We start from the raw sequence: 19902 nt of genomic DNA on the forward strand, positions 1-19902 counted from the left end.
CTGCTCAGCAGACCGCTTTCAGGCCCTGCCAGGGCTGTATTCAGATCGTGCGTAGGCAAACGCCCCATCAGTTTTCTCCCTCGCACGGCGCATTGCCGCAAAACTGTCACAAAAAATGTGCCTTAAAAAAACATGGAACCAAAGCGCTCATTTGAGACCGCAATGTTGCCTATTTGGCATCAAGAGCTGAAAGTTGGTCCCTCAAAGCGAACACGGCATGGTCGAAAAACATGCCCGGCGCAAGCGCAAGAGCACGCAGAGACGACGTTACCACACAGAGCCGGTCGGCCTGAAGCGGCGTATCGGACAAAGGTTTGAAGATCAGGAAACCGTTGGCAAGGTCGTCTTCGCAACCGATCATCGTCTGAAAGCCAATTACCTGTTCCTCCCTGGCAAGGGCTCGCATCAGCCTGAGCGAATTGGCTTCCACATAAGTGCGCGAAGCGCCGGGTATCCGGCTTCGAACGATGTCCAGGCGGGTGCGCAGTGACAGTCCTTCTGCGGGCAGCGCCACCGGATATTTCAGGCAGTCTTGCAGACCAAGTGTTTTCGCTCCGGCCAACGGATGATCCGGACGCATGAGTGCTCCGATCACGAGATCATGATGAAAGGCAGTTGTGAGCGCCGAGGTCTCCGGCGGGTCGAAGGTGAAGCCGACATCCGCTTCAGCCGCCTCCACCTTGCGGGCGGCTTCTCTGGATGAGGAAATCGAGACATTCACGTGAATGCCGGGATAGCTCTTGCGAAACGTGCTGATGACCGCCGGGAGGAGCTTTTCGGCAACGCTTTCGACGCTTGCAATCGAAACCGTACCGCGTCGCAGTCCCTTCAAGGCGTCGAGTTCGGCAACCGTACCTTCGAAATCGGAATAGGTGCGCCGGATATGTGCCAGCAGCAACTCTCCGGCTTGCGACAGACGCAGGCGCCGGCCGACACGGTCAAACAACTGCAGTCCGAGCGCCTCTTCCAGCCAGAGAACCTGCCGGTTTATGGCAGATGACGCCACGTTGAGTTCCCGGGACGCGGCGCGGATCGAGCCGGCCTCGGCGACGGCCAGAAAGTAGCGCATCGCCGGGCTGTAAAGATTTCGAGAAAGATCCTGTGCTCGTCCGGACCGCATGAAATTCCTGCTCTTAGGGGATCAGGACCGTGGTGCCGGTGGTCTTGCGGCCTTCAAGGTCCTGATGCGCCTGGACGGCATCGGCAAGCCTGTATTCCTGGTTGACGCCGATCTTGACGATGCCTTTCTGGACGACGTCGAACAATTCGCCCGCGGTCGCTTCCAGTGCTTCGCGGCTGGCGATGTAGCTGAACAGCGTCGGCCGGGTTGCGAACAGTGAGCCTTTCTGGGCGAGGAGCGCCAGGTTGAAGTCGGCAATCGGCCCGGAGGACTGACCGAAAGTGACCCAAAGGCCCCTCGGTTTCAGGCAGTCGAGCGAACCGGGATAGGTGTCCTTGCCGACACTGTCATAAACAACATCGCAGCCCTTGCCGCCGGTAATATCCTTTACCCTGTCGACAAAGTTTTCAGTCCGGTAGTTGATCACGTGCTGGTAGCCGTGTGCCTTTGCAAGTTCGACCTTTGCTTCCGAACCGGCAGTGCCGATGACAGTGGCGCCGAGATGTGCTGCCCATTGACCGGCAATCAGGCCGACGCCTCCGGCAGCAGCGTGAAACAGCAGCGTCGTGTCCGGGCCAACGGAATATGTCTGGCGCAGAAGATACTGTGCCGTCATGCCCTTCAGCATCATGCCGGCAGCGGTCTTGTCATCAATCCCGTCTGGCAGGACGACAAGACGGTCAGCCGGAACGATTCTTTCCTGCGCGTAGGCACCGAGCGGGCCAACATAGGCAACACGGTCGCCGGGGCTGAGATGTGTCACACCCTCACCGACCGTCTGCACGACCCCTGCCCCCTCGTTGCCGGGGCTGAACGGCACGCCGGCAGGCGCTGGATAGAGGCCCGAGCGGAAATAGGTATCGATGAAATTGAGGCCGACTGCCGTATGGCGGATGCGCGCCTCACCTGGGCCGGGCTCACCGACTTCGATATGTTCCCAGCGCATGACATCCGGTCCACCGGTTTCGTGTACGCAGATTGCTTGAACCATGACTTTATCCCCGGGGTGATGGGCCGAGACCGATTTGGTCTTGCGGCAATTGAAGTTGGCAAGACCATAAATGATTTCAACGCCATCGGAAAAGGTCATTCCGAAGCATAAATGGCATAAGGCGTTCGTGACGCTTCCTGCCGGTCAGCGCTTAAAGAGAAAGCGCGGCACAACACCGGCGCCTTGGTTCGCGCCAGTGCCAAAACTGGATTTTGAATGTAGGTAAAAGGTCAGTCGACCCTGTCGAGCAATTGCTGAACAGCAGAGACCAGCAGCAGATAGAAGCTGACAGCCGTGAATGCCCATGCGAGCGGGCCGTTCAATGCCATACCGTCCAGAATTGCGTAGGCGGCCAATCCCATCCAGAGCAATGTCACCGGCAAGGTAATCATGCGCCAGCGACGCACGCGGACAGGATGGACAAAGCGGACAGGAGCGAACGTCAATGCGCAGCACAAGAGCACGAACATGATCGTGAAGCTTTGCGATGGCGACAGAACCATGAGGCCGAAAACGACCATGTTCCATCCAGCGGGAAAGCCCTTGAAGGAGCCGTCGGGTGTCTTCATGCCGTTGTCGGCGAAATAAAGAGCGCCGGTAAAGACCACGAGCCCGCCACAAATCCAGTTCCAAGGGCTTGTCAGCATCAAGCTCCAGGAAAGCGCGAAAGCGGGAAGAAACACGTAAGTGGCGTAGTCGATCACGAAATCCAGCGAGGCACCGGACCAGCGAGGCAGACGCTCCGCAATCTTGTAACGGCGCGCCAGCGGGCCATCGATGCCATCGATGAAAAACGCGAGTCCAAGCCAGGCGAACATCTCCGCCCAGTTTTCACGCGCACCTGCCAAGAGGGCAATAAGAGCGATCGGAGCACCGGAAGCCGTCAGGATATGGATCAGGAACAGAGCGGGCTCAGTCCTCTCTTTACCTGGTGTAATATCCGCCACGGGGTTCCCTCACTTTATGATCTGAACGCAGTAAACTGGTGCATTTGCGTTCTGAGATGTGTGCGGTTCACGATTGACCCGCTGGCCCATTGATCACACACTGACGCTGATACGGTCCTTTATTGCAATCGTATGACAGTGTGAACCTAAAAAACAGTCCCCGCACCAATAGCAGTGAATTTAGGTTGCCGCATTTCCCAAAAGGATGAGGGAAACGAGGATACCTGCCCAGACCAGCAGAACAGCCCCGATGGCAGGTGGCAGAATGCGGCTCGGGAACGTTTTTTCAATGGCCATCAACGCGCCGAGTAGCGCGATCCAGACGATGTTCATCAGGCCGACCGCGAACATGACAGTCATTACCGCCCAGCAGCAGCCAAGGCACACCCAGCCCTGCACCAGCCCTTCCCGCAAGCCAGACATCGCACCCGGCCCAGCATCGTCACTGGCAAACACCCAGCGCGGATACCAGCAGCGCCGGAGACAGGCCTTCTTGGAGGGGGTGAACTGATATAAACCAGCGGCAAAGAGGACCGACGTCGTCAGAGCCATGCTTGCAGGAGCCATCATATTCGTCATGGCACCTGCCCTTGACAAAGCCCATTGCGCCGCGGTTGCTGCGACCGCGTAGCCAAGCCAGACCGCCAGATAGCCGAACATTGCGGTGACAACGAGAAGTACCGGCGTTGCCGTATTGCCGGACTGTGCCGAAATCTCGGTGTAATAGGCCCGAAGCATCGGCACGGCGGTAGGCAACATCATGGCAAGGGCCATCATTGCCCACATCAGGAAGATCTTCACAAGATCAACTGTCGTCATGTCTGCACCAGGCATGCCGAATGTTGCGCTGGTCGGCAGGCAAAGAACCGCAAGTGCGGCCCGCGCTTCCGCAGGCAAACCTGCGAACTGGTTGAAACTGTTGAGAATCACCATGCCGGGTCCGGCTTCGCTCATATCCATGACCGGTACCATGTCGGCTACCATTGCAATCAGGTATGCCCAGCCGGCAGCGGCCAATATCGAGACCAGCACAAGCACTAGCGGCCAGCCACGCATATTCTGTTCCGGCTTGGTGGAACCGGCCTGATTGGAAGGTGTGCGCGTCAAACTCGTCATTTCGGCCTTTAGGTGGCGTGTGTGTCCGGGGTCTTGAGACGTCTTAGCGGATTAGTCGATGCAGGCATTTGATCTTACTCATGGTCGACCTTGAATGCCCTGCGTGTATTCGTCCCGTTGATTTTGAGCCCGCAAACAGCAATTTAGATCTCAAGATCAAATCAGATGGAATTTTACCATGTCCAGCAGCCACGCGCCGGAACAGTTTGACATTGCAATCGTCGGCGGAGGGCCATCCGGGCGAATTGCAGCTCTTGCTCTGGCCCAGCAGGGATTGTCGTGTGTCCTGATTGCCCCCTCAATGGAAATCAAGGATGGCCGGACAACCGCGCTGTGGCAGCGTTCAATCGATCTGTTGCGCGATATTGGCGTCTGGTCGGACATAGAAGGCAACGCCGCATCCTTGAAGAAGATGCGCATGATCGACAGCACGGGGCGGCTTTTTCGTGCACCTGAAGTGGTCTTCGACAGTTCTGAGCTTGGCCTTGAAGAGTTTGGTTTCAATATCTTGAACAGTGAACTTAACGCGGTACTTGAAAAATTTTGTGCTGCGCAATCCGGACTGGAGGAGATTTCGGACACTGTCGAGAGTGCCGAATTCGGAGACGATCACGCTACCCTCGTCACCAGTGGGGGTAGGACGATTTCAGCCAAATTGGCCGTAGCTGCAGATGGCCGCCGGTCGACACTGCGTGAAGCGGCCGGGATTGAAGTCAAAAGCAGGTCCTATCCGCAGGTGGCTGTTGTTTTGAACCTTGAGCACCGGCTTCCACACCAGCAGGTCTCGACCGAATTCCATACTGCGACTGGTCCGTTCACATTGGTTCCGCTCCCCGGCAGACAGTCATCACTTGTTTGCGTGGAAACTGCGGACGGTGCTGCAGATCTGTTGGCGATGACGGACGAGGACCTAGAAGCGGACCTCGAACGGCGGGCACATTCGATTCTGGGTCGTTTCAAACTGTCTACGAAACCACAAAGTTTTCCGCTTTCAGGACTGACTGCCACTTCCCTTGTGGGGCCGCGTCTGGCGCTTGTGGGCGAGACAGCGCATGTCTTTCCGCCCATCGGCGCGCAGGGTCTGAACCTGTCGTTGCGTGATATCCGTGACCTCAACTCCGTCGTGGCATCGGCCAAACGCGCGCACGCCGACTTTGGTGGCAAGACCGTTTTGAGTGCTTATGAGAAGAAACGGTTCAGCGATATCCGGACAAGGACAAACGCGGTGGACATGCTGAACAGATCGCTGCTGACAGGCTTTCTGCCGGTCCAGGCTGCGCGAAGCGCGGGCATGTATCTGGCCGGCAAGATTGGTCCGCTGCGGCGCCTGCTCATGCGGGAGGGCATCGCACCGGGAACCGCCTTTCAATTGCATCGATAGACGGTTTTCGGGTGCTGCTTTCAAACCCGTGACCGTGCTGCTGATCGCTTGGCGCTGTGATACGTCAGCGCCATGCCGATCATCTGACGGAGCGCATCCTCTGGTAACGGCCGACCTTGACTGAAGTGAACGCTTCTATCGCCGCCGAAGATGAGGTCCGGGAACATTGTACGCCAGTCAGACACCAGTGAGGATTGGCAATTGACATAGAGAGCAACGTCCCCTGCGCCGGAATTGTCCCGGTCTATCCGGATTGTCGTTCCAGTTTTCGGGCGCTTCGTCAGATAGCTGGCCTGACCCCATTTCATGGTTTCTTCCAGTTCTCCGATATCGTCGCGTTGCGTCGCCGTCTCGGCTATCAATGACCTGATGGTCAGCAGTTTCTCGCGGATATCCGCCGGATATCTTTCGAATATCGCAAGGACGTCCGGATTGTCTTTCACCACAAGTCCTCTTGTTGCTACCAGGATATCTGATTGGATTTTCTAGCCACCGGTTGGAAGGAAACCGCTCGTCAGCGCCCAGATGAACCCGGTAACGGTGACGATCGACAAGGCCGTTCCTATCAATACGAAGCTCGACGCCCGCTGAACATACGTCCCATATTGCTGCGCGATAACAAAGACGTTTGTCGCCGGCGGCAGGCAAGACATCAGAACCGCGGTTGCGATCCAGTTGGGATCGAAGCCGCCAAGCCAGGTCAGAAGCAGAAAAATCAGGATCGGGTGCAGTAGCAACTTCACACCCAGCACCAGAGGCAGTTCCAGCGGTATCCGACCGATCGGACGAAGCGCAATGCTGACGCCCATGGCAAAGAGGGCGCAAGGCGCTGCCGCGTTGCTGAGATAGCGCAGAAGCGTATCTATCGCTTGAGGTGGCTTGACCTCAAGCGCGGCGGCGAAGACGCCGGCAATCGTTGCCAGGATGAACGGATGGGTGAAGATCCTGACCACAATCTTCTTCAAGGTCCCAAGGATCGATTCTTCTTCGGTACCGGCCAATGCCATCATCAGCGGCGCCAGAATGAACATCAGCGCATTGTCAAAGGCCAGGATGAGCGCAGTCGGTACGGTTGCCTGCTCACCCAGAACAGCCAGCGTCAGCCCTGGCCCCATGTAACCGATGTTGGAATAGGCCCCGGCAATGCCCAGGATCGTGGATTCGCCGATGTTGCCGCGTGTTGCGACCACACCTATGCAGAAGGAGATCGCGAACACGATGTAGGTCGTGAAGGTCGTGGCGGTAATGTAGGACGCGTTTGCGAGCTCTTCGATCGGTGTCTCAGACAACAGACGGAAGAAGAGCGCCGGAAGGGCCAGGTAGATCACGAAGAAGTTCATCCAGCTCAGGCCTGCCTCGGGCAGGTTCTTGATCTTGCCGGCACCGAAGCCGAGAAGGATCAGTCCGAAAAACGGAAGAGCCAGTGAAATGACGTTCTGCATTCAAATACCAAAGATGAAGACGACGCGCTGTATCGCGGTTGGTTGGGTTTGAAGGCGCTTGCATCTTGCGCCTGGCTTGGATATGGACGCGTGACTTGGAGGTCACCTCGGTGATCCGCATTCCAATCAGGTCTGAGGGCGCATCGCAAGGCCCCAATCAGTCGGACAAGGTCGGAAGTGCCCTCTTTTCAGGACGGGCGGACAACATGAAAGCATTCGGTCGTAATGTCCCGCAAAAAAAAGCAGCGTAAACACCCGAAGCTCACAGCTGTGCAAAACCGGGTGGAGGGCTTTGCGCTGACGGTAGCCATCTGGCTGTTCCGCCTGATCCCCGTGGACGTTGCCTCCTATGTCATGGGCGCCTTCTGGCGTCGGCTGGCACCGTTCAATCCCAGACACAAGCGTGCTCTGCGCCACTTGAAGAAGGCCTTTCCGGGCATGCAGCGCGCGGAACGAGAACAGATTGTGCGTGGAATGTGGGAGAACCTCGGCCGCGTGGCAGCCGAAACTTTCCACATCGACCGGCTTCTGAAACAGGACTACCGGTTTGAAGCAGTTGCGGATGAAATCACCGAACAGGTTCTCAACGGCGAGCGTGCCTGTTTGTTCGTTTCATTCCACAGCGCAAACTGGGAATTGTGTGTTCAGCCCGCCGTCCGGCGCGGAATCGAGATAACGGGCGTCTATCAGGCTCTACGTAATCCGGAGGCCGACAAGGCCCTGCAGGCACTGAGGAAAGACCTCTACAAAGGCGGTCTTTTGTCGAAAAGCCACCAGACCGCTCGCAAGATCCTGGCGACCCTTAAAAGCGGCGGTATCGTCGCGATGATGGGAGATCTCAGGGAAACGCGCGGTGTGCAGGTGCCTTTTTTCGACCAGATGGCTTACGCCACGCCGGTCCCGGCTTCGCTCGCCCGGTCCTGCAACGTGCCGATTGTTCTCGGCCGGGTCGTGCGCAAGAAAGGTGTGCATTTCCGGATTGAGGCCCAGGCCGTCGAAGTGCCTGTAACGGATGACAGGCAGGCGGATATCGAGGTCGCAACAGCAAGGATCCACGCAATTTTCGAAAGCTGGATTCGCGAACACCCCGAACAATGGATGTGGATCCACAAGAAGTGGGCGCCTCCAGGTAAAACGTCCGCCCAGAAGCAGGCCCGACGCGCAGCAGCGGCTCGTCTGGAAGACGATTAAGCCTGTTCTCCTTTCGGGGTATGGTTGCAGCGCAGCATTGACGTTATAGCTATTCCTCAAACTGGTGGAGGACAGCTGTTTCATGAAAACCCCAAGCGCATTCTACAAGCCGCTCGCAATCGGCGCGCCGGACCCGTATCGCGAGCTTCCCGTCTCGCTGGAGCGCATGATCCATTTCGTCCCTCCGCATATTGAAAAGATGCGCTCCAAGGTGCCGGATCTCATCAAGAACGTCGATGTCGTACTCGGCAACCTTGAAGATGCAATCCCCGCCGATGCCAAGACCGATGCCCGCAGGGGCTTCATTCAGATGGCGCAGGACAATGACTTCGGAACCACTGGCCTGTGGACCAGGGTAAATTGCCTCAACAGCCCCTGGTTTCTTGATGATCTTCTTGAAATCGTTCCTGCGGTCGGAGAAAAACTCGACGTGGTGATGCTTCCCAAGGTGGAAGGCGCCTGGGACATTCATTATCTCGACCAACTGCTTGCGCAGCTTGAAGCCAGGGCTGGTCTTCCCAAGCCGATCATGATCCACGCCATTCTGGAAACGGCTGAAGGCGTCAAGAACGTCGAAGAAATTGCAGCGGCCAGTCCACGGATGCATGGCATGAGCCTGGGACCGGCAGACCTTGCGGCTTCCCGTGGCATGAAAACAACACGTGTGGGCGGCGGCCATCCCGACTATGCGGTTCTTTCAGATGCTGATGGCGCAGGTGGCAGAACCGCATATCAGCAGGATCTCTGGCATTACACGGTCGGAAAGATGGTCGATGCCTGCCTGTCTTACGGCCTGAAGCCCTTCTACGGCCCCTTTGGTGATTTTTCCGATGCGGCGGCCTGCGAAAGCCAGTTCCGTAATGCATTCCTGATGGGCTGCCTTGGCGCGTGGTCCCTGCATCCGACGCAAATTCAGATCGCGAAGAAGGTTTTCTCTCCGGATCCGGGTGAAGTCGCCTTTGCCCGAAAGATCCTTGAAGCGATGCCGGACGGAACCGGTGCCGTGATGATCGACGGCAAAATGCAGGATGACGCCACCTGGAAGCAGGCAAAGGTGATCGTCGACCTTGCAAAACTGGTTGCATCCAAGGACGCGGAACTCGCGGAGGTCTACGGCCTTTAGACTTTCGCAAGGCTCGTCGTCTAAGGTTTAATGTTACAATGCTTGCACGCCGGCTGCCGACACGGTATCCCGGCAGTGCATGCAGTATGCGGACGAGTAACCATGCGAACGGCAAAATTCAGAATTGGCCAGGTCGTCCGGCACCGGATCTACCCCTTCCGTGGCGTTATTTTCGATGTCGATCCGACCTTCAGCAATACGGAAGAATGGTGGAACGCCATCCCGGAGGACGTGCGTCCTTTGCGCGACCAGCCGTTCTATCATCTCCTCGCCGAGAACGAGGAGACCGAATATGTGGCCTATGTCAGCGAACAGAACCTGGAAGCGGATATGACCGGTGAACCGGTGCGCCATCCGCAGGTTGAAGAGATTTTCGAGGAACAGACGGACGGCTCATATCTGCCGCGCAGTGTAGAGATCCACTAATCGTCCCAATTCCCGGCGACTTTCAGTCTTGATCTTCAAATACAAAAAAGGCCGGAACTTTCACAGTTCCGGCCTTCTTCATTTCTGGCAAAGCGGCCTGTTACTGGCTTTGCTTCTGAGCGTCGATCAGCTTCTGACGCGCTTCGTCAGCGCGCTTCTGCAATTCGCTCTGCAGTTCTTCCTGACGCTTTTGCAGCTCGGCAATGTTCATCGGCTCGCCGTCGTAAACCTTGGTGAAGCCGATAAGGGTCATCTTGAAGACGATTTCCTTGGCTTGCTGGTTATACGGAGCCACAATCACCTCACCGCCCTGCTTCATGGTGTTGATGAACGAGTCATCAATCGCCAGTTCTGCGTAGCAGGCATTGGGTGCGCAGATGCTGTACTTGCCCTGTACGGGCTTGCCATCATCGATCTGGATACGCACACCCGGCTGGATAAGAACGCCGGTCGGTACAGCGACCAGCAGTTTCTTGCGGGCTTCGCCCTCAGTTTCCTGAATAGCAATGTTACTCAGGAACTGTCCGGTATTTGTGCGCAATTCAATCGAAATAAAGCAGATTTCCTTCTGCGTGTTCGGATTGGTGTTACACGCTTTCGTCCATGGGCTTTTTTCTTCCTGGGCGATTGCGGGTGCACCTGCAAAAGAAGATAGGGCTACGAACGCACCTACTGCACATCCGAACAATCCTCTTTTCAAAACACTCGTCATCGATACGTCCTCAATCGTGCGTGTACGAAACTTTCGCGTTGTTCTGAGCCATTCCGGAACCAACCGCAAGGCCCGTAACGACATTCAAACCGTGAAACCATGGTAAGACACTTAATTTGGGCGAGAGGGTGGCCGATTTGCAACGCACCCCTGTCAGCGAATTGAAACCTGAATATCTTGCGGTTTGTTGCTTGTCCCGGGCGCGTCCGTGGGAACCCTGTGCTACTGTTATCGCTGAGAATCAACAGAATCTCCGGCGGTGGTGATGCGTAGTTCGATAGTTTCCGGTCTTCTTTTTCATGCCGGCAAGGCGATCGGTTTGGCAACCTCGTCTGCATGCCTGCTTGCCTTGACAATCAGCCTGCCCGCCAGCGCGGACGATGAAAACGTCCCCTGGACGCATGCAATTGCCATGCACGGGACACCTGCACTTGGACCTGACGAACCCTTTCCCTATGCCAACCCCGATGCGCCCAAGGGCGGCACAATCACGCTTGGTGTACAGGGAACCTTCGACAGCCTGAATTCCTTCATTGTACAAGGCGGCTGGACCTCGGCACGTGGAATGCGCGAACGCGAATTCGGCAACAACATTCTCGAAAGCCTGATGGTCCGCTCCTATGCGGAACCTTTTTCTCTTTACGGTCTTCTGGCTCAACGTGTGCGCATGCCGGACAGCCGGGAGTGGATCGAGTTCGAGCTTAATCCGGATGCAAGGTTTTCCGACGGGACACCAGTCACAGTCGATGATGTCATCTTTTCTCTGGAAGTGATCCGCGACAAGGGGCGCCCGCCCTATCGAAACTGGTATGCGGCTATTACCGAAAAGCTAGTCACCGCACCGAACCGGCTGAAGCTGGTATTCGAAAACGGTGAAAACCGCGAACTGCCGCTGTTGATAGCGTTGGCTCCAATTTATTCCAAGGCAGCCACGGATGCGGAGAATTTTGACAAATCGTCGTTGACCCCGCCGACCGGCACAGGGCCGTACACCTTCAAGACGATCGAGCCAGGCAGGCTCGTCGTTTATGAGAAGAACCCGGACTATTGGGCCAAAGACCTGCCTGTCAAAGCCGGCTTCGACAACTTCGACGAAATCCGGGTAGAATATTTCCGCGACGAGACGACCTTGCAGGAATCCTTCAAGAAGGGCCTGGTCCAGGCGTTGCAGTTCCGGGATCCCGCCCGTTGGGCAACGGGGCTTGATTTTCCGGCAGTGAAAAATGGCGATGTTCTCAAGCGGGCAATTCCGCTCGGGATTCCCGCCGCCATGCAGGGCATCGCATTCAACACCCGCAAAGACCAGTTCTCCGACCCGGCCGTGCGCAAGGCCTTGCGCATGCTGTTCGATTTTGAATGGGTGAACCGCAATCTCTACTACGGCCTTTATACACGCACGGCAGGGTACTGGGACAATTCCGAGCTTTCATCGATCGGCCGCCCGGCTAGCGACCGGGAAAAGGAATTGCTGGCTCCCTTCCCTGACGCCGTTGATCCCGAGGTGATGGACGGCACCTGGCGTCCGGCGGAAGCAGACGGTTCAGGACGTGACAGAAAAGTGCTGCGGGCAGCTCTGGAAGCCTTCGGCAAGGCCGGTTACAAGCTCAAGGACGGAAAACTCCTGCACTCCGAAAACGGCAATCAGCTTTCCTTTGAAATTCTTGCCAAGAATGAGGACGAAGAAAAGCTGGCTCTTGCCTATATCCGTACTCTTGAGTTGCTCGGCGTATCCGCAAGCGTGCGCAGTGTAGATCCGTCGCAATTCGAAGACCGCAGGACGAAACGCGAGTTTGATATGGTGTTCAACACCTGGTTCTCCTCGCTGTCTCCCGGCGCCGAGCAATATGGACGCTGGTCGTCAAAAGCAGCGGAAACGGAAGGATCCTTCAACTTTGTGGGCGCACATGAACCGGCGATCGATGCGATGATCGACGAGATTGTCGGTGCAAGGAGCCGCGACGAATTCGTGGCTGCCGTTCGCGCATTCGACCGCGTTCTGATTTCGGGAGCCTACGCGGTCCCGCTTTATCATGTCGCGGACGATTGGGTGGCGCACTGGAAGCAGATCGTTCCGCCGCAAAACGAGTCGCTTTACGGCCACGAGTACGACACCTGGTGGTCGGCCACGGCGCAATAATCGGACCAATGGACGAAAAACAAGATGAAAGCCACGCCTGAAAGCCTGTCCACGGAGTATCATGAAAGCGGAGCCTGGTCCGATGTGCCGCTTGATGAAATGTTCCGCAAGACAGCTGCAGAACACCCCGACCGGCTTGCGCTGGTTGATGCTCCTGACAGGGCTGCCTGGACAGGTGGTGCTCCCCGAGCGTTGAGTTATGCCGAGGCCGATCGGGAAATTGATCGTCTTGCCGCTTTCTACACCACAGTCGGGCTGTCATCCGATCATGTCGTCGGTGTCCAGGCTCCCAACACGGTCGATACCGTTATCGCGATCCTGGCAGCCCTGCGAGCAGATCTGATCATTTCTCCCTTGCCATTGCACTGGCGGCAGAAGAACGTTCTGGAAGCCTTGAACTCCATTGGCGCCAAGGGATTTGTCGCAGCCGACCGGGTAGAAACACGCGAGGTTGGTATTGCCGCACGCGATGTTGCTGCAGACCTCTTCTCGTTGCGGTTTGTTTTCGGCCTTGGCAAGGACGTTCCCGATGGTTTGATCGAATTGGGGCCGATGCTTGCCGAAATGGGTGACGATCTGAAGTTCACTCCGAGTGAGCGCCCTGATCCGGCTGACCACACAGCGACCATCTGTTGGAGCAGAAGCGGAGAGGAAAACGTTCCGGTTACCCGCAGCCATAACCATTGGGTATCGGTCGCACATATGATCGTGCAGGAAGCTCATGTGCGCGATGCCAGCGTGATGGTCCTCCCCTATTCGCTCAGTGGCTTGACCGGCCTGGGCGGAGGACTGGTTCCCTGGTTGCTGACCGGCAGCACCCTGCATCTGCACCACCCGACTTCACTTGCCAATCTTGCCGCTCATGCCAACGAGGTTCAGGCGGATATCGTCATGACACCCGGGCCATTGGCACAGACGCTCGACCGTAAACTTGAAAACACCAAGACGACGCTACTTGCAGCCTGGAATATTGCGGCCCCGCACCCGACGACTTTCGTTGCGCGGCGCCGTCTGATCGATCTTCACATCGCTGACGAATTCGCACTCGTTGCCAAGGCGCGAGGTCCCTCGGCGAAGATGAAGGCCACCGCGCTGGGAAAGCATAGCGGGCCGATCGGGTGTGAAAGCGGGCCAGCCCTTCTTGAGATTGCGGTCACCGACGAGGTGGATACGCAAGCTCCAACGCTTCTGGTCAAGGGACCAATGGTTCCCGATGTCGGGTGGCGAACCATCAATGGTGACCAGCGGCGTGTCCGCTGGGAAGGAACCGGTTTTCTGAATACCAACATCAAGGTTGAACTGACGGATGGCGGCATTGCAGGTTTCGGTATCCCGGGCCACTATGCCCTTGGCACCGGCAACCTTGAAACGGTGGATGTTGTCTACGCAGGGTACCCGGGCGTCAAGGAAGCTGCTGCCTTCATAGTGGAAGATCCTCTCCTCGGAGCCAGGATGTACGCAGCGCTTGTACCCGAGGCCGGGAACGTTCCAGATGCGGGTGCCTTTTTCGCGTATCTGGATGCCGAAGGCGTAGACCTTGCCAAGATCCCCCATCGTGTGTTGATTTTACAGTCTCTGCCGCGGAACGAGGATGGAACCATCAGCCGGGAACGGCTGACCATGCGGACACAGCGATTGCCTGCTGCCGTGGCGTAGGTGGGGATAAGGAATGGATGTTGAAACCTCGCTTTCCTGGCGCGGCCCGTATTGGTATGCGGGACGTCGGCCAAGGCGGAGCAGCAATGGTGATGCGCCAGAAGATTTAGACGTGTCGCTTATCAGCATGTTCGACCGTCGGAGCAAGCTGCCCATGGCGCTGCCCGCAGCGATCGTGGTTGATATCAGCATCCTGGAAGACGACCGCAGAGACGAATTCTTTTCCTGGCTGCTTCCGCAAATCAGACTCCTTGCAAGTGAAGTCCCTTTCTACATCCTCACCGGCAGCGACGATATTCTGCCCCCCGGTCTGCAACCGACTGCAATCATCGATAAGGTTGTTCCCGATGAAGTCCTGCTGATGTTGATATGCATTCATCAGCGCGCATTGCTTCGGTCAGAGGAAGCCCAACTTCGCAGACGTATTTTTGGCAGAATTCCGGGTTTCGGGAGCGCTCCGCATCATTCAGGAACCAGCAGCCTGCTTGTCGTTGGCCTGAGCGGTCGGTTTCTGGAATGGCAGGACGCCAGTGAAGAAAAGGTCGAGGTTGTCGGTGCATTCGACGGCAGCATGGCCGTCGAATTCATGTCCAAGCGCGCATTTGACGCTGTGGTCATTGATGCGCCCTTTGAAGATGCCGTCGACTATATGCAGCAGATCCGCAGGGATGCCCGCTTTGCGGGGTTGCCGGTTCTGGCTGTCTGTGAGCGGGAGGAAGATCTCGTTCAACTGTTCCGAAACGGAGCTTCGGACGTGCTGGTTGGAGAAAACCGCAAGGAAACCCTCGCCCGCCGTCTAAACTCCGCCACCCGTTTCGGCAAGAGGCGCCGTCTTGCAGACAGGGTGCTTGCGGAAAGCCACATGTGGTTGCGCCAGCAGATCCATCAGGGCGGACTTGGCGTTGAGGAATACACGAATTATCTCGAAGCCTGCAGCAATGGCCTTGCGGCGCGCGGCCTCGATCTTTGGGAAATGAGGCTTCAGCCTGAAAACTTCGGCATTGCGGTCACTTCCGCAGAAGAACTGGAAGACATCAACACGACCTTGCTGTCCATCGCGGACGCCACGAGCCGGGACGAGGATCTTGTCTGCCTGGTGAAGGACTTCGGGCCGGTCGCCGTCTTAAAGAACGAGGCTGGCACGACAAGGCTGCAGAAGCGGATCAGCTCGATCCTCACACACACTGTTCTGTGAACAGACGCTGGTCTGTATGCGTCTTTTGTCTATTGCCTTAACACTGCCGCGAATTTGGGGTTGGCATATTTGTCAGAGTCTTTAGCCTGACAAAAATATCTCCAACGTTCTGGATGTCCGATGACCCTATCATCCGCCCTTACCGTCGATGTCGTATCCGATGTAATGTGCCCCTGGTGCTTCATTGGAAAAAGACGCCTTGAAGCGGCCTTGAAGTCGGTTCCGCAGCTCGATGTGCTGGTTCGTTGGCACCCCTTTCAGCTTGACGCCACCTTGCCGAAGTCTGGCAAGGACAGAAAACAGTATCTGAGCGACAAGTTCGGTGGTCTGGAGCGGGCGGACACGTTCTACAAACAAATTCGTGCAGCGGGACAGGAGGAAGGCATCAACTTTGCTTTTGATGATATCACCTTGTCGCCGAATACCCTTGATTGCCACAGACTGATCCTTTGGTCACGTGACGACGATCTTCAGGACGAAGTCGTGGAACTTCTGTTCAAGGCCTATTTCCTGAACGGAGAAGATCTGACACGCCCCGAGGTTCTTGTGCGAATTGCCGAGGAAGCGGGGATGCAGTCCGATCTGGTGGAGCATCTATTGGGAACTGAAACCGATCTCGACAAGGTAGAGGCCCAGATTGCCAATGCTCAAAAGTCCGGGATCACAGGTGTGCCATGTTTCATTATCGATGGCAGGTTTGTTCTGGCAGGTGCCGAAAAACCGGAAACAATTGCCGCAGCGCTTCTGCACGCCGACGAAACACGGACCGATCCACAAGCGGCAGTTTCCAATTAAAAGCAACTTGAGTTGCCGAAACTAAAAAGCCCCGCACGTATGCGGGGCGTTTCTGATTTTGACGACCTGAAAAGATCAGCCGCGCAGAATGGAACGGCCTGCATAAACCGCCTGTGCGCCCAGTTCTTCCTCGATGCGGATGAGCTGGTTGTACTTTGCGAGCCGGTCGGACCGTGCGAGTGAACCGGTTTTGATCTGGCCGCAGTTGGTGGCAACCGCGAGGTCAGCAATGGTGCTGTCCTCGGTCTCGCCCGAGCGGTGGGACATCACAGCAGTGTAGGCTGCCTTGTGTGCGGTCTCGACGGCGTCCAGCGTTTCGGACAGCGTACCGATCTGGTTGACCTTGATCAGGATCGAGTTGGCAACGCCGAGGTCGATACCCTTGCGCAGACGCTCGGAATTGGTGACGAACAGGTCGTCGCCGACCAGCTGGCACTTGTTGCCGATAAGGTCGGTCGTCGCTTTCCAACCGTCCCAGTCGTCTTCTGCCAGACCATCTTCGATCGAGATGATCGGGTAGCGGGAAACGAGATCGGCGAGATATTTTGCCATTTCCTCAGGAGCCAGCGTCTTGCCTTCACCTTCCAGCACATATTTGCCGTCCTTGAAGAACTCGGTCGATGCCGCGTCCAGTGCCAGGAAGACATCTTCGCCTGGCTTGTAGCCGGCGGTTTCGATCGCCTTCATGACGAAGCCGATAGCTGCGTCTGTCGATTCCAGATTAGGAGCAAAGCCGCCCTCATCGCCAACATTGGTGTTGTGACCGGCTGCGTTCAGTGCTTTTTTCAAGGTGTGGAAAATTTCAGAACCCATACGCACGGCATCGCCAAGGGACTCGGCGCCGACCGGCATGATCATGAATTCCTGGAAATCGATCGGATTGTCGGCATGCGCGCCGCCATTGATGATGTTCATCATGGGAACCGGAAGCGTGCGCGCAGACGTGCCGCCGACATAGCGGTAGAGCGGCAGACCGGACGCTTGGGCAGCGGCGCGGGCAACCGCGAGCGATACGCCCAGGATGGAGTTGGCACCAAGACGCGACTTGTTGTGAGTACCGTCGAGATCGATCATGGCCTGGTCGATCTGAAGCTGATCTTCAGCGTCCAGACCGCCAACGGTCTCGAAGATTTCTCCGTTCACGGCATCAACTGCATTCTGGACACCCTTGCCCATGAAGCGGTCACCGCCATCGCGCAGTTCGACGGCTTCGTGTGCACCGGTGGAAGCTCCGGACGGAACGGCTGCCCGACCGAAGGAACCGTCCTCCAGGAAAACGTCGACTTCAACGGTCGGGTTACCACGGCTGTCAAAGATCTGACGGCCGATAACATCGATAATGGCGGTCATGGAAAGAACTCCCTTGTCGCATGCACCTGAATTGACGGTCTGCCGGAGAAAATCCGGCCGTTTGGAAGCCGGAGTACCGGCGTTTTTCCGGAGCTCTTGCCCCTCAAAGGAAAGCCGCACACGAGGTGCGGCTGAAATTGACTATTCTGCAGCGGCTGCCGGTGCCTTGACGACGTTGTCCAGTGCCTTCAACTGGGCCAGCAACGCTTCGAGTTGATCGAGCGGCACCATATTCGGTCCATCGGACGGCGCGTTGTCCGGATCAGGGTGCGTTTCGATGAAGAGACCTGCAACACCCACGGCCACTGCAGCGCGCGCAAGAACGGGTACCATTGTCCGGTCGCCGCCGGTGGAAGCGCCCTGCCCGCCCGGTTGCTGCACGGAATGTGTTGCATCAAAAATGACCGGCGCACCGGTCTGTGCCATGATTGGCAGCGAGCGCATATCGGTAACAAGCGTGTTGTAACCGAAGCTGGCGCCGCGTTCGGTCAACATGACATTGGCATTGCCCGAACCGGTCACCTTCCCCAGAACATTTTTCATGTCCCAGGGCGCCAGGAACTGACCTTTCTTGATGTTGACCACGCGGCCGGTCTTCGCGGCAGCCACAAGCAAGTCCGTCTGGCGGCAGAGGAATGCCGGGATCTGCACGACATCGACAACTTCCGCAACCGGTGCGCATTGCTCGGGGCTATGCACATCGGTCAAGACCGGCATGCCGAATTTTTCCTTCACTTCGGCAAAGATCGGCATGGCTTCTTCCATGCCAACACCCCGTTTTCCTGCGAGAGATGTCCGGTTGGCCTTGTCGTATGAAGTCTTGTAAATGACGCCGATACCGAGACGATCCGTAATTTCCTTGATCGCGGCTGCGCATTCCAGTGCGTGTTCGCGGCTTTCAAGCTGGCACGGGCCGGCAATGAGGCTGAAAGGCGCATCATTGCTGAAGGTTACATTGCCAACGGAAACTACGCGGTTTGCCTCGGTCATTTTCCACCTTATGCCATGCGGTTGCCGCTTGAGCGCGGCAACTCGTTCAGGAAACAAGTCCGATCTCGGAACTTGCGGAGTTCCATAGCGCTCTTTTCGCCTGCCCGCAACATCGCTCTGGCGGAAAGCAGACAGGTCTTAAATCGATTTAAAAGTGTGTAGTCTCAGCCCGACATAAAATGATCACTTTGTCGAAGTTATTGCGTTAGTATTGCAGTGCACAAGCTTGCAACCGGCCAAAGACCTGAGGGTCCGGCTGATTGCCACTTGGGCTAACTGCAACGTCGCGCCCGCGGACGATCTGAGTTTAGAACGTGTATTCGACGGCTCATGAGACTATTAGTGGGTAAAAGAAGATTGAGTTCGTATTTGTAGACCATCGGAAGGCCTGACATGAACAAGCCCATACGCAAAGCGATCCTGCCCGTGGCAGGTCTTGGCACTCGGTTTCTGCCCGCGACCAAGGCAGTGCCGAAGGAAATGCTGACGATCGTTGACCGTCCGATCATCCAGTATGTGGTGGATGAAGCACGGGCCGCAGGTATCGAACATATCGTTTTCGTCACCGGGAGAAACAAACAGGTTATCGAAGACCATTTCGATATGGCCTATGAGCTGGAAGATACCCTCAAGGCGAGAAACAAGACTGCTGCTCTGGAACTGCTTGAAAAGCACCGCCCGGTTCCGGGTGCCACTTCCTTCACCCGTCAGCAGGCCCCGCTTGGCCTCGGCCACGCTATCTGGTGCGCCCGCGATATTATCGGCAACGAGCCCTTTGCCATTCTGTTGCCGGACGTGATCATCAAGTCTCAGGTCAGCTGCCTCAAGCAGATGGTAGACCTCTATCAAAATACGGGTGGCAACATCATCGCTGTGGAAGAAGTTCCCGAAGACCAGACAGATCAGTACGGCATTGTGGAACTTGACGGAGAACTCGGTGCAAATGCGCACAAGATCTCAAACATGGTCGAAAAGCCCGCCCCCGGTACGGCGCCTTCCAATTTGATGATCACCGGCCGCTACATTCTTCAGCCGGAAATTTTCGATCTCCTGTCCAACCAGGGCAAAGGTGCAGGTGGCGAGATCCAGTTGACCGACAGCATGCTGGCCTTGATGAAGGAACAGCACTTCGCATCGCTCAAGTTCGAGGGTCGGAGCTACGACTGCGGTAACAAGGCCGGCTTCCTGAGCGCCAATATCGCATTCGGCATGGACGATCCGAAACTTGCTCGGGAACTGGTTCCGTTCATGGAAGAGATCATTCGCAAGCCTTTGGCCGCCGAATAATCTGCGATCGTTTTCACTGCGGACTTGAAAAGGTTCGCCAGAA

Annotated in this window: 18 protein-coding genes; 9 read left to right on the forward strand and 9 right to left on the reverse strand. The window is 56.6% G+C overall.

The genetic code is table 11. The annotated features are described in order from the left end of the window. Nucleotides 1–169: 169 nt before the first annotated feature. From Q666_RS56675 to Q666_RS56685, 4 genes are all read right to left on the reverse strand, one after another. A complete protein-coding gene (locus Q666_RS56675; RefSeq protein WP_022998636.1) occupies nt 170–1120 on the reverse strand; it encodes a LysR family transcriptional regulator in 951 nt (316 codons plus the stop codon). Between the two features lie 13 nt (nt 1121–1133). Next, nucleotides 1134–2111 carry a quinone oxidoreductase gene (locus Q666_RS56680; RefSeq protein WP_031268497.1) on the reverse strand — a complete coding sequence of 326 codons (978 nt, stop codon included), beginning with the start codon at nt 2109–2111 and terminating at the stop codon, nt 1134–1136. A 230-nt stretch (nt 2112–2341) separates the two neighbouring features. Then, complete coding sequence (locus Q666_RS0133885; RefSeq protein WP_031268498.1) at nt 2342–3058, reverse strand: CDP-alcohol phosphatidyltransferase family protein; 717 nt, start codon at nt 3056–3058, stop codon at nt 2342–2344. 180 nt (nt 3059–3238) lie between these two features. Then, the gene (locus Q666_RS56685; protein WP_031268499.1) at nt 3239–4174 is read right to left on the reverse strand and encodes a DUF2182 domain-containing protein; all 936 of its coding nucleotides are present in this window, start codon (nt 4172–4174) and stop codon (nt 3239–3241) included. A 178-nt stretch (nt 4175–4352) separates the two neighbouring features. Here Q666_RS56685 and Q666_RS56690 point away from each other — a divergent pair, with 178 nt between their 5' ends. Further along, entirely contained in the window at nt 4353–5555 is a 1203-nt protein-coding gene (locus tag Q666_RS56690) for a UbiH/UbiF family hydroxylase (protein ID WP_022998639.1), read from the forward strand. 20 nt (nt 5556–5575) lie between these two features. On the opposite strand, the gene Q666_RS56695 is transcribed toward Q666_RS56690, so the two are convergent. Next, nucleotides 5576–5998 carry a DUF1801 domain-containing protein gene (locus tag Q666_RS56695; RefSeq protein WP_022998640.1) on the reverse strand — a complete coding sequence of 141 codons (423 nt, stop codon included), beginning with the start codon at nt 5996–5998 and terminating at the stop codon, nt 5576–5578. Nucleotides 5999–6040: 42 nt separating this feature from the next. Then, nucleotides 6041–6997: an AEC family transporter gene (locus tag Q666_RS56700; RefSeq protein WP_022998641.1), complete on the reverse strand. Its 957-nt coding sequence runs from the start codon at nt 6995–6997 to the stop codon at nt 6041–6043. Nucleotides 6998–7222: 225 nt separating this feature from the next. Between Q666_RS56700 and Q666_RS56705 the strand changes: the two genes are divergently transcribed. The 3 genes from Q666_RS56705 to hspQ all read left to right on the forward strand — a co-directional run bounded on the left by Q666_RS56705 (nt 7223) and on the right by hspQ (nt 9737). Then, the gene (locus Q666_RS56705; RefSeq protein WP_022998642.1) at nt 7223–8188 is read left to right on the forward strand and encodes a lysophospholipid acyltransferase family protein; all 966 of its coding nucleotides are present in this window, start codon (nt 7223–7225) and stop codon (nt 8186–8188) included. Between the two features lie 82 nt (nt 8189–8270). Continuing rightward, nucleotides 8271–9311 carry a CoA ester lyase gene (locus Q666_RS56710; RefSeq protein ID WP_022998643.1) on the forward strand — a complete coding sequence of 347 codons (1041 nt, stop codon included), beginning with the start codon at nt 8271–8273 and terminating at the stop codon, nt 9309–9311. 102 nt (nt 9312–9413) lie between these two features. Next, entirely contained in the window at nt 9414–9737 is a 324-nt protein-coding gene (gene hspQ / locus Q666_RS56715) for a heat shock protein HspQ (RefSeq protein ID WP_022998644.1), read from the forward strand. 100 nt (nt 9738–9837) lie between these two features. On the opposite strand, the gene Q666_RS56720 is transcribed toward hspQ, so the two are convergent. Beyond that, a complete protein-coding gene (locus Q666_RS56720; RefSeq protein WP_022998645.1) occupies nt 9838–10449 on the reverse strand; it encodes an invasion associated locus B family protein in 612 nt (203 codons plus the stop codon). A 265-nt stretch (nt 10450–10714) separates the two neighbouring features. On the opposite strand from Q666_RS56720, the gene Q666_RS56725 reads away from it, so the two are divergent. The 4 genes from Q666_RS56725 (at nt 10715) to Q666_RS56740 (ending at nt 16232) form a co-directional block, all read left to right on the forward strand. After that, entirely contained in the window at nt 10715–12586 is a 1872-nt protein-coding gene (locus tag Q666_RS56725) for an extracellular solute-binding protein (RefSeq protein ID WP_022998646.1), read from the forward strand. A gap of 24 nt (nt 12587–12610) precedes the next feature. Beyond that, nucleotides 12611–14242: a class I adenylate-forming enzyme family protein gene (locus tag Q666_RS56730; protein WP_022998647.1), complete on the forward strand. Its 1632-nt coding sequence runs from the start codon at nt 12611–12613 to the stop codon at nt 14240–14242. A gap of 112 nt (nt 14243–14354) precedes the next feature. Then, on the forward strand, nt 14355–15437 hold the full coding sequence (locus Q666_RS56735) for a hypothetical protein (RefSeq protein WP_208993803.1): 1083 nt from the start codon (nt 14355–14357) through the stop codon (nt 15435–15437). Nucleotides 15438–15557: 120 nt separating this feature from the next. Next, complete coding sequence (locus Q666_RS56740) at nt 15558–16232, forward strand: DsbA family oxidoreductase (RefSeq protein WP_031268503.1); 675 nt, start codon at nt 15558–15560, stop codon at nt 16230–16232. Between the two features lie 75 nt (nt 16233–16307). On the opposite strand, the gene eno is transcribed toward Q666_RS56740, so the two are convergent. Then, on the reverse strand, nt 16308–17582 hold the full coding sequence (gene eno / locus Q666_RS56745) for a phosphopyruvate hydratase (protein WP_031268504.1): 1275 nt from the start codon (nt 17580–17582) through the stop codon (nt 16308–16310). A gap of 141 nt (nt 17583–17723) precedes the next feature. Continuing rightward, entirely contained in the window at nt 17724–18572 is an 849-nt protein-coding gene (gene kdsA / locus Q666_RS56750; protein ID WP_022998651.1) for a 3-deoxy-8-phosphooctulonate synthase, read from the reverse strand. 393 nt (nt 18573–18965) lie between these two features. Between kdsA and galU the strand changes: the two genes are divergently transcribed. Beyond that, nucleotides 18966–19859, forward strand: coding sequence for a UTP--glucose-1-phosphate uridylyltransferase GalU (galU, locus tag Q666_RS56755; protein WP_022998652.1), 894 nt, complete (start codon nt 18966–18968; stop codon nt 19857–19859). Nucleotides 19860–19902 lie beyond the last annotated feature (43 nt).

This window comes from Labrenzia sp. C1B70, from assembly GCF_000475395.1.
In the GTDB taxonomy this organism is placed as follows: domain Bacteria; phylum Pseudomonadota; class Alphaproteobacteria; order Rhizobiales; family Stappiaceae; genus Roseibium; species Roseibium algicola.

Bases quoted from the DNA above. Each gene is read 5' to 3' on its own strand.
- galU (WP_022998652.1), top strand. From the start codon at position 18,966: ATGAACAAGCCCATACGCAAAGCGATCCTGCCCGTGGCAGGTCTTGGC.
- Q666_RS56685 (WP_031268499.1), bottom strand. From the start codon at position 4,174: ATGACGAGTTTGACGCGCACACCTTCCAATCAGGCCGGTTCCACCAAG.
- Q666_RS56725 (WP_022998646.1), top strand. From the start codon at position 10,715: ATGCGTAGTTCGATAGTTTCCGGTCTTCTTTTTCATGCCGGCAAGGCG.
- eno (WP_031268504.1), bottom strand. From the start codon at position 17,582: ATGACCGCCATTATCGATGTTATCGGCCGTCAGATCTTTGACAGCCGT.
- Q666_RS56705 (WP_022998642.1), top strand. From the start codon at position 7,223: ATGTCCCGCAAAAAAAAGCAGCGTAAACACCCGAAGCTCACAGCTGTG.
- hspQ (WP_022998644.1), top strand. From the start codon at position 9,414: ATGCGAACGGCAAAATTCAGAATTGGCCAGGTCGTCCGGCACCGGATC.
- Q666_RS56675 (WP_022998636.1), bottom strand. From the start codon at position 1,120: ATGCGGTCCGGACGAGCACAGGATCTTTCTCGAAATCTTTACAGCCCG.
- Q666_RS56720 (WP_022998645.1), bottom strand. From the start codon at position 10,449: ATGACGAGTGTTTTGAAAAGAGGATTGTTCGGATGTGCAGTAGGTGCG.
- kdsA (WP_022998651.1), bottom strand. From the start codon at position 18,572: ATGACCGAGGCAAACCGCGTAGTTTCCGTTGGCAATGTAACCTTCAGC.
- Q666_RS56740 (WP_031268503.1), top strand. From the start codon at position 15,558: ATGACCCTATCATCCGCCCTTACCGTCGATGTCGTATCCGATGTAATG.
- Q666_RS56700 (WP_022998641.1), bottom strand. From the start codon at position 6,997: ATGCAGAACGTCATTTCACTGGCTCTTCCGTTTTTCGGACTGATCCTT.
- Q666_RS56710 (WP_022998643.1), top strand. From the start codon at position 8,271: ATGAAAACCCCAAGCGCATTCTACAAGCCGCTCGCAATCGGCGCGCCG.
- Q666_RS56690 (WP_022998639.1), top strand. From the start codon at position 4,353: ATGTCCAGCAGCCACGCGCCGGAACAGTTTGACATTGCAATCGTCGGC.
- Q666_RS56680 (WP_031268497.1), bottom strand. From the start codon at position 2,111: ATGGTTCAAGCAATCTGCGTACACGAAACCGGTGGACCGGATGTCATG.
- Q666_RS56730 (WP_022998647.1), top strand. From the start codon at position 12,611: ATGAAAGCCACGCCTGAAAGCCTGTCCACGGAGTATCATGAAAGCGGA.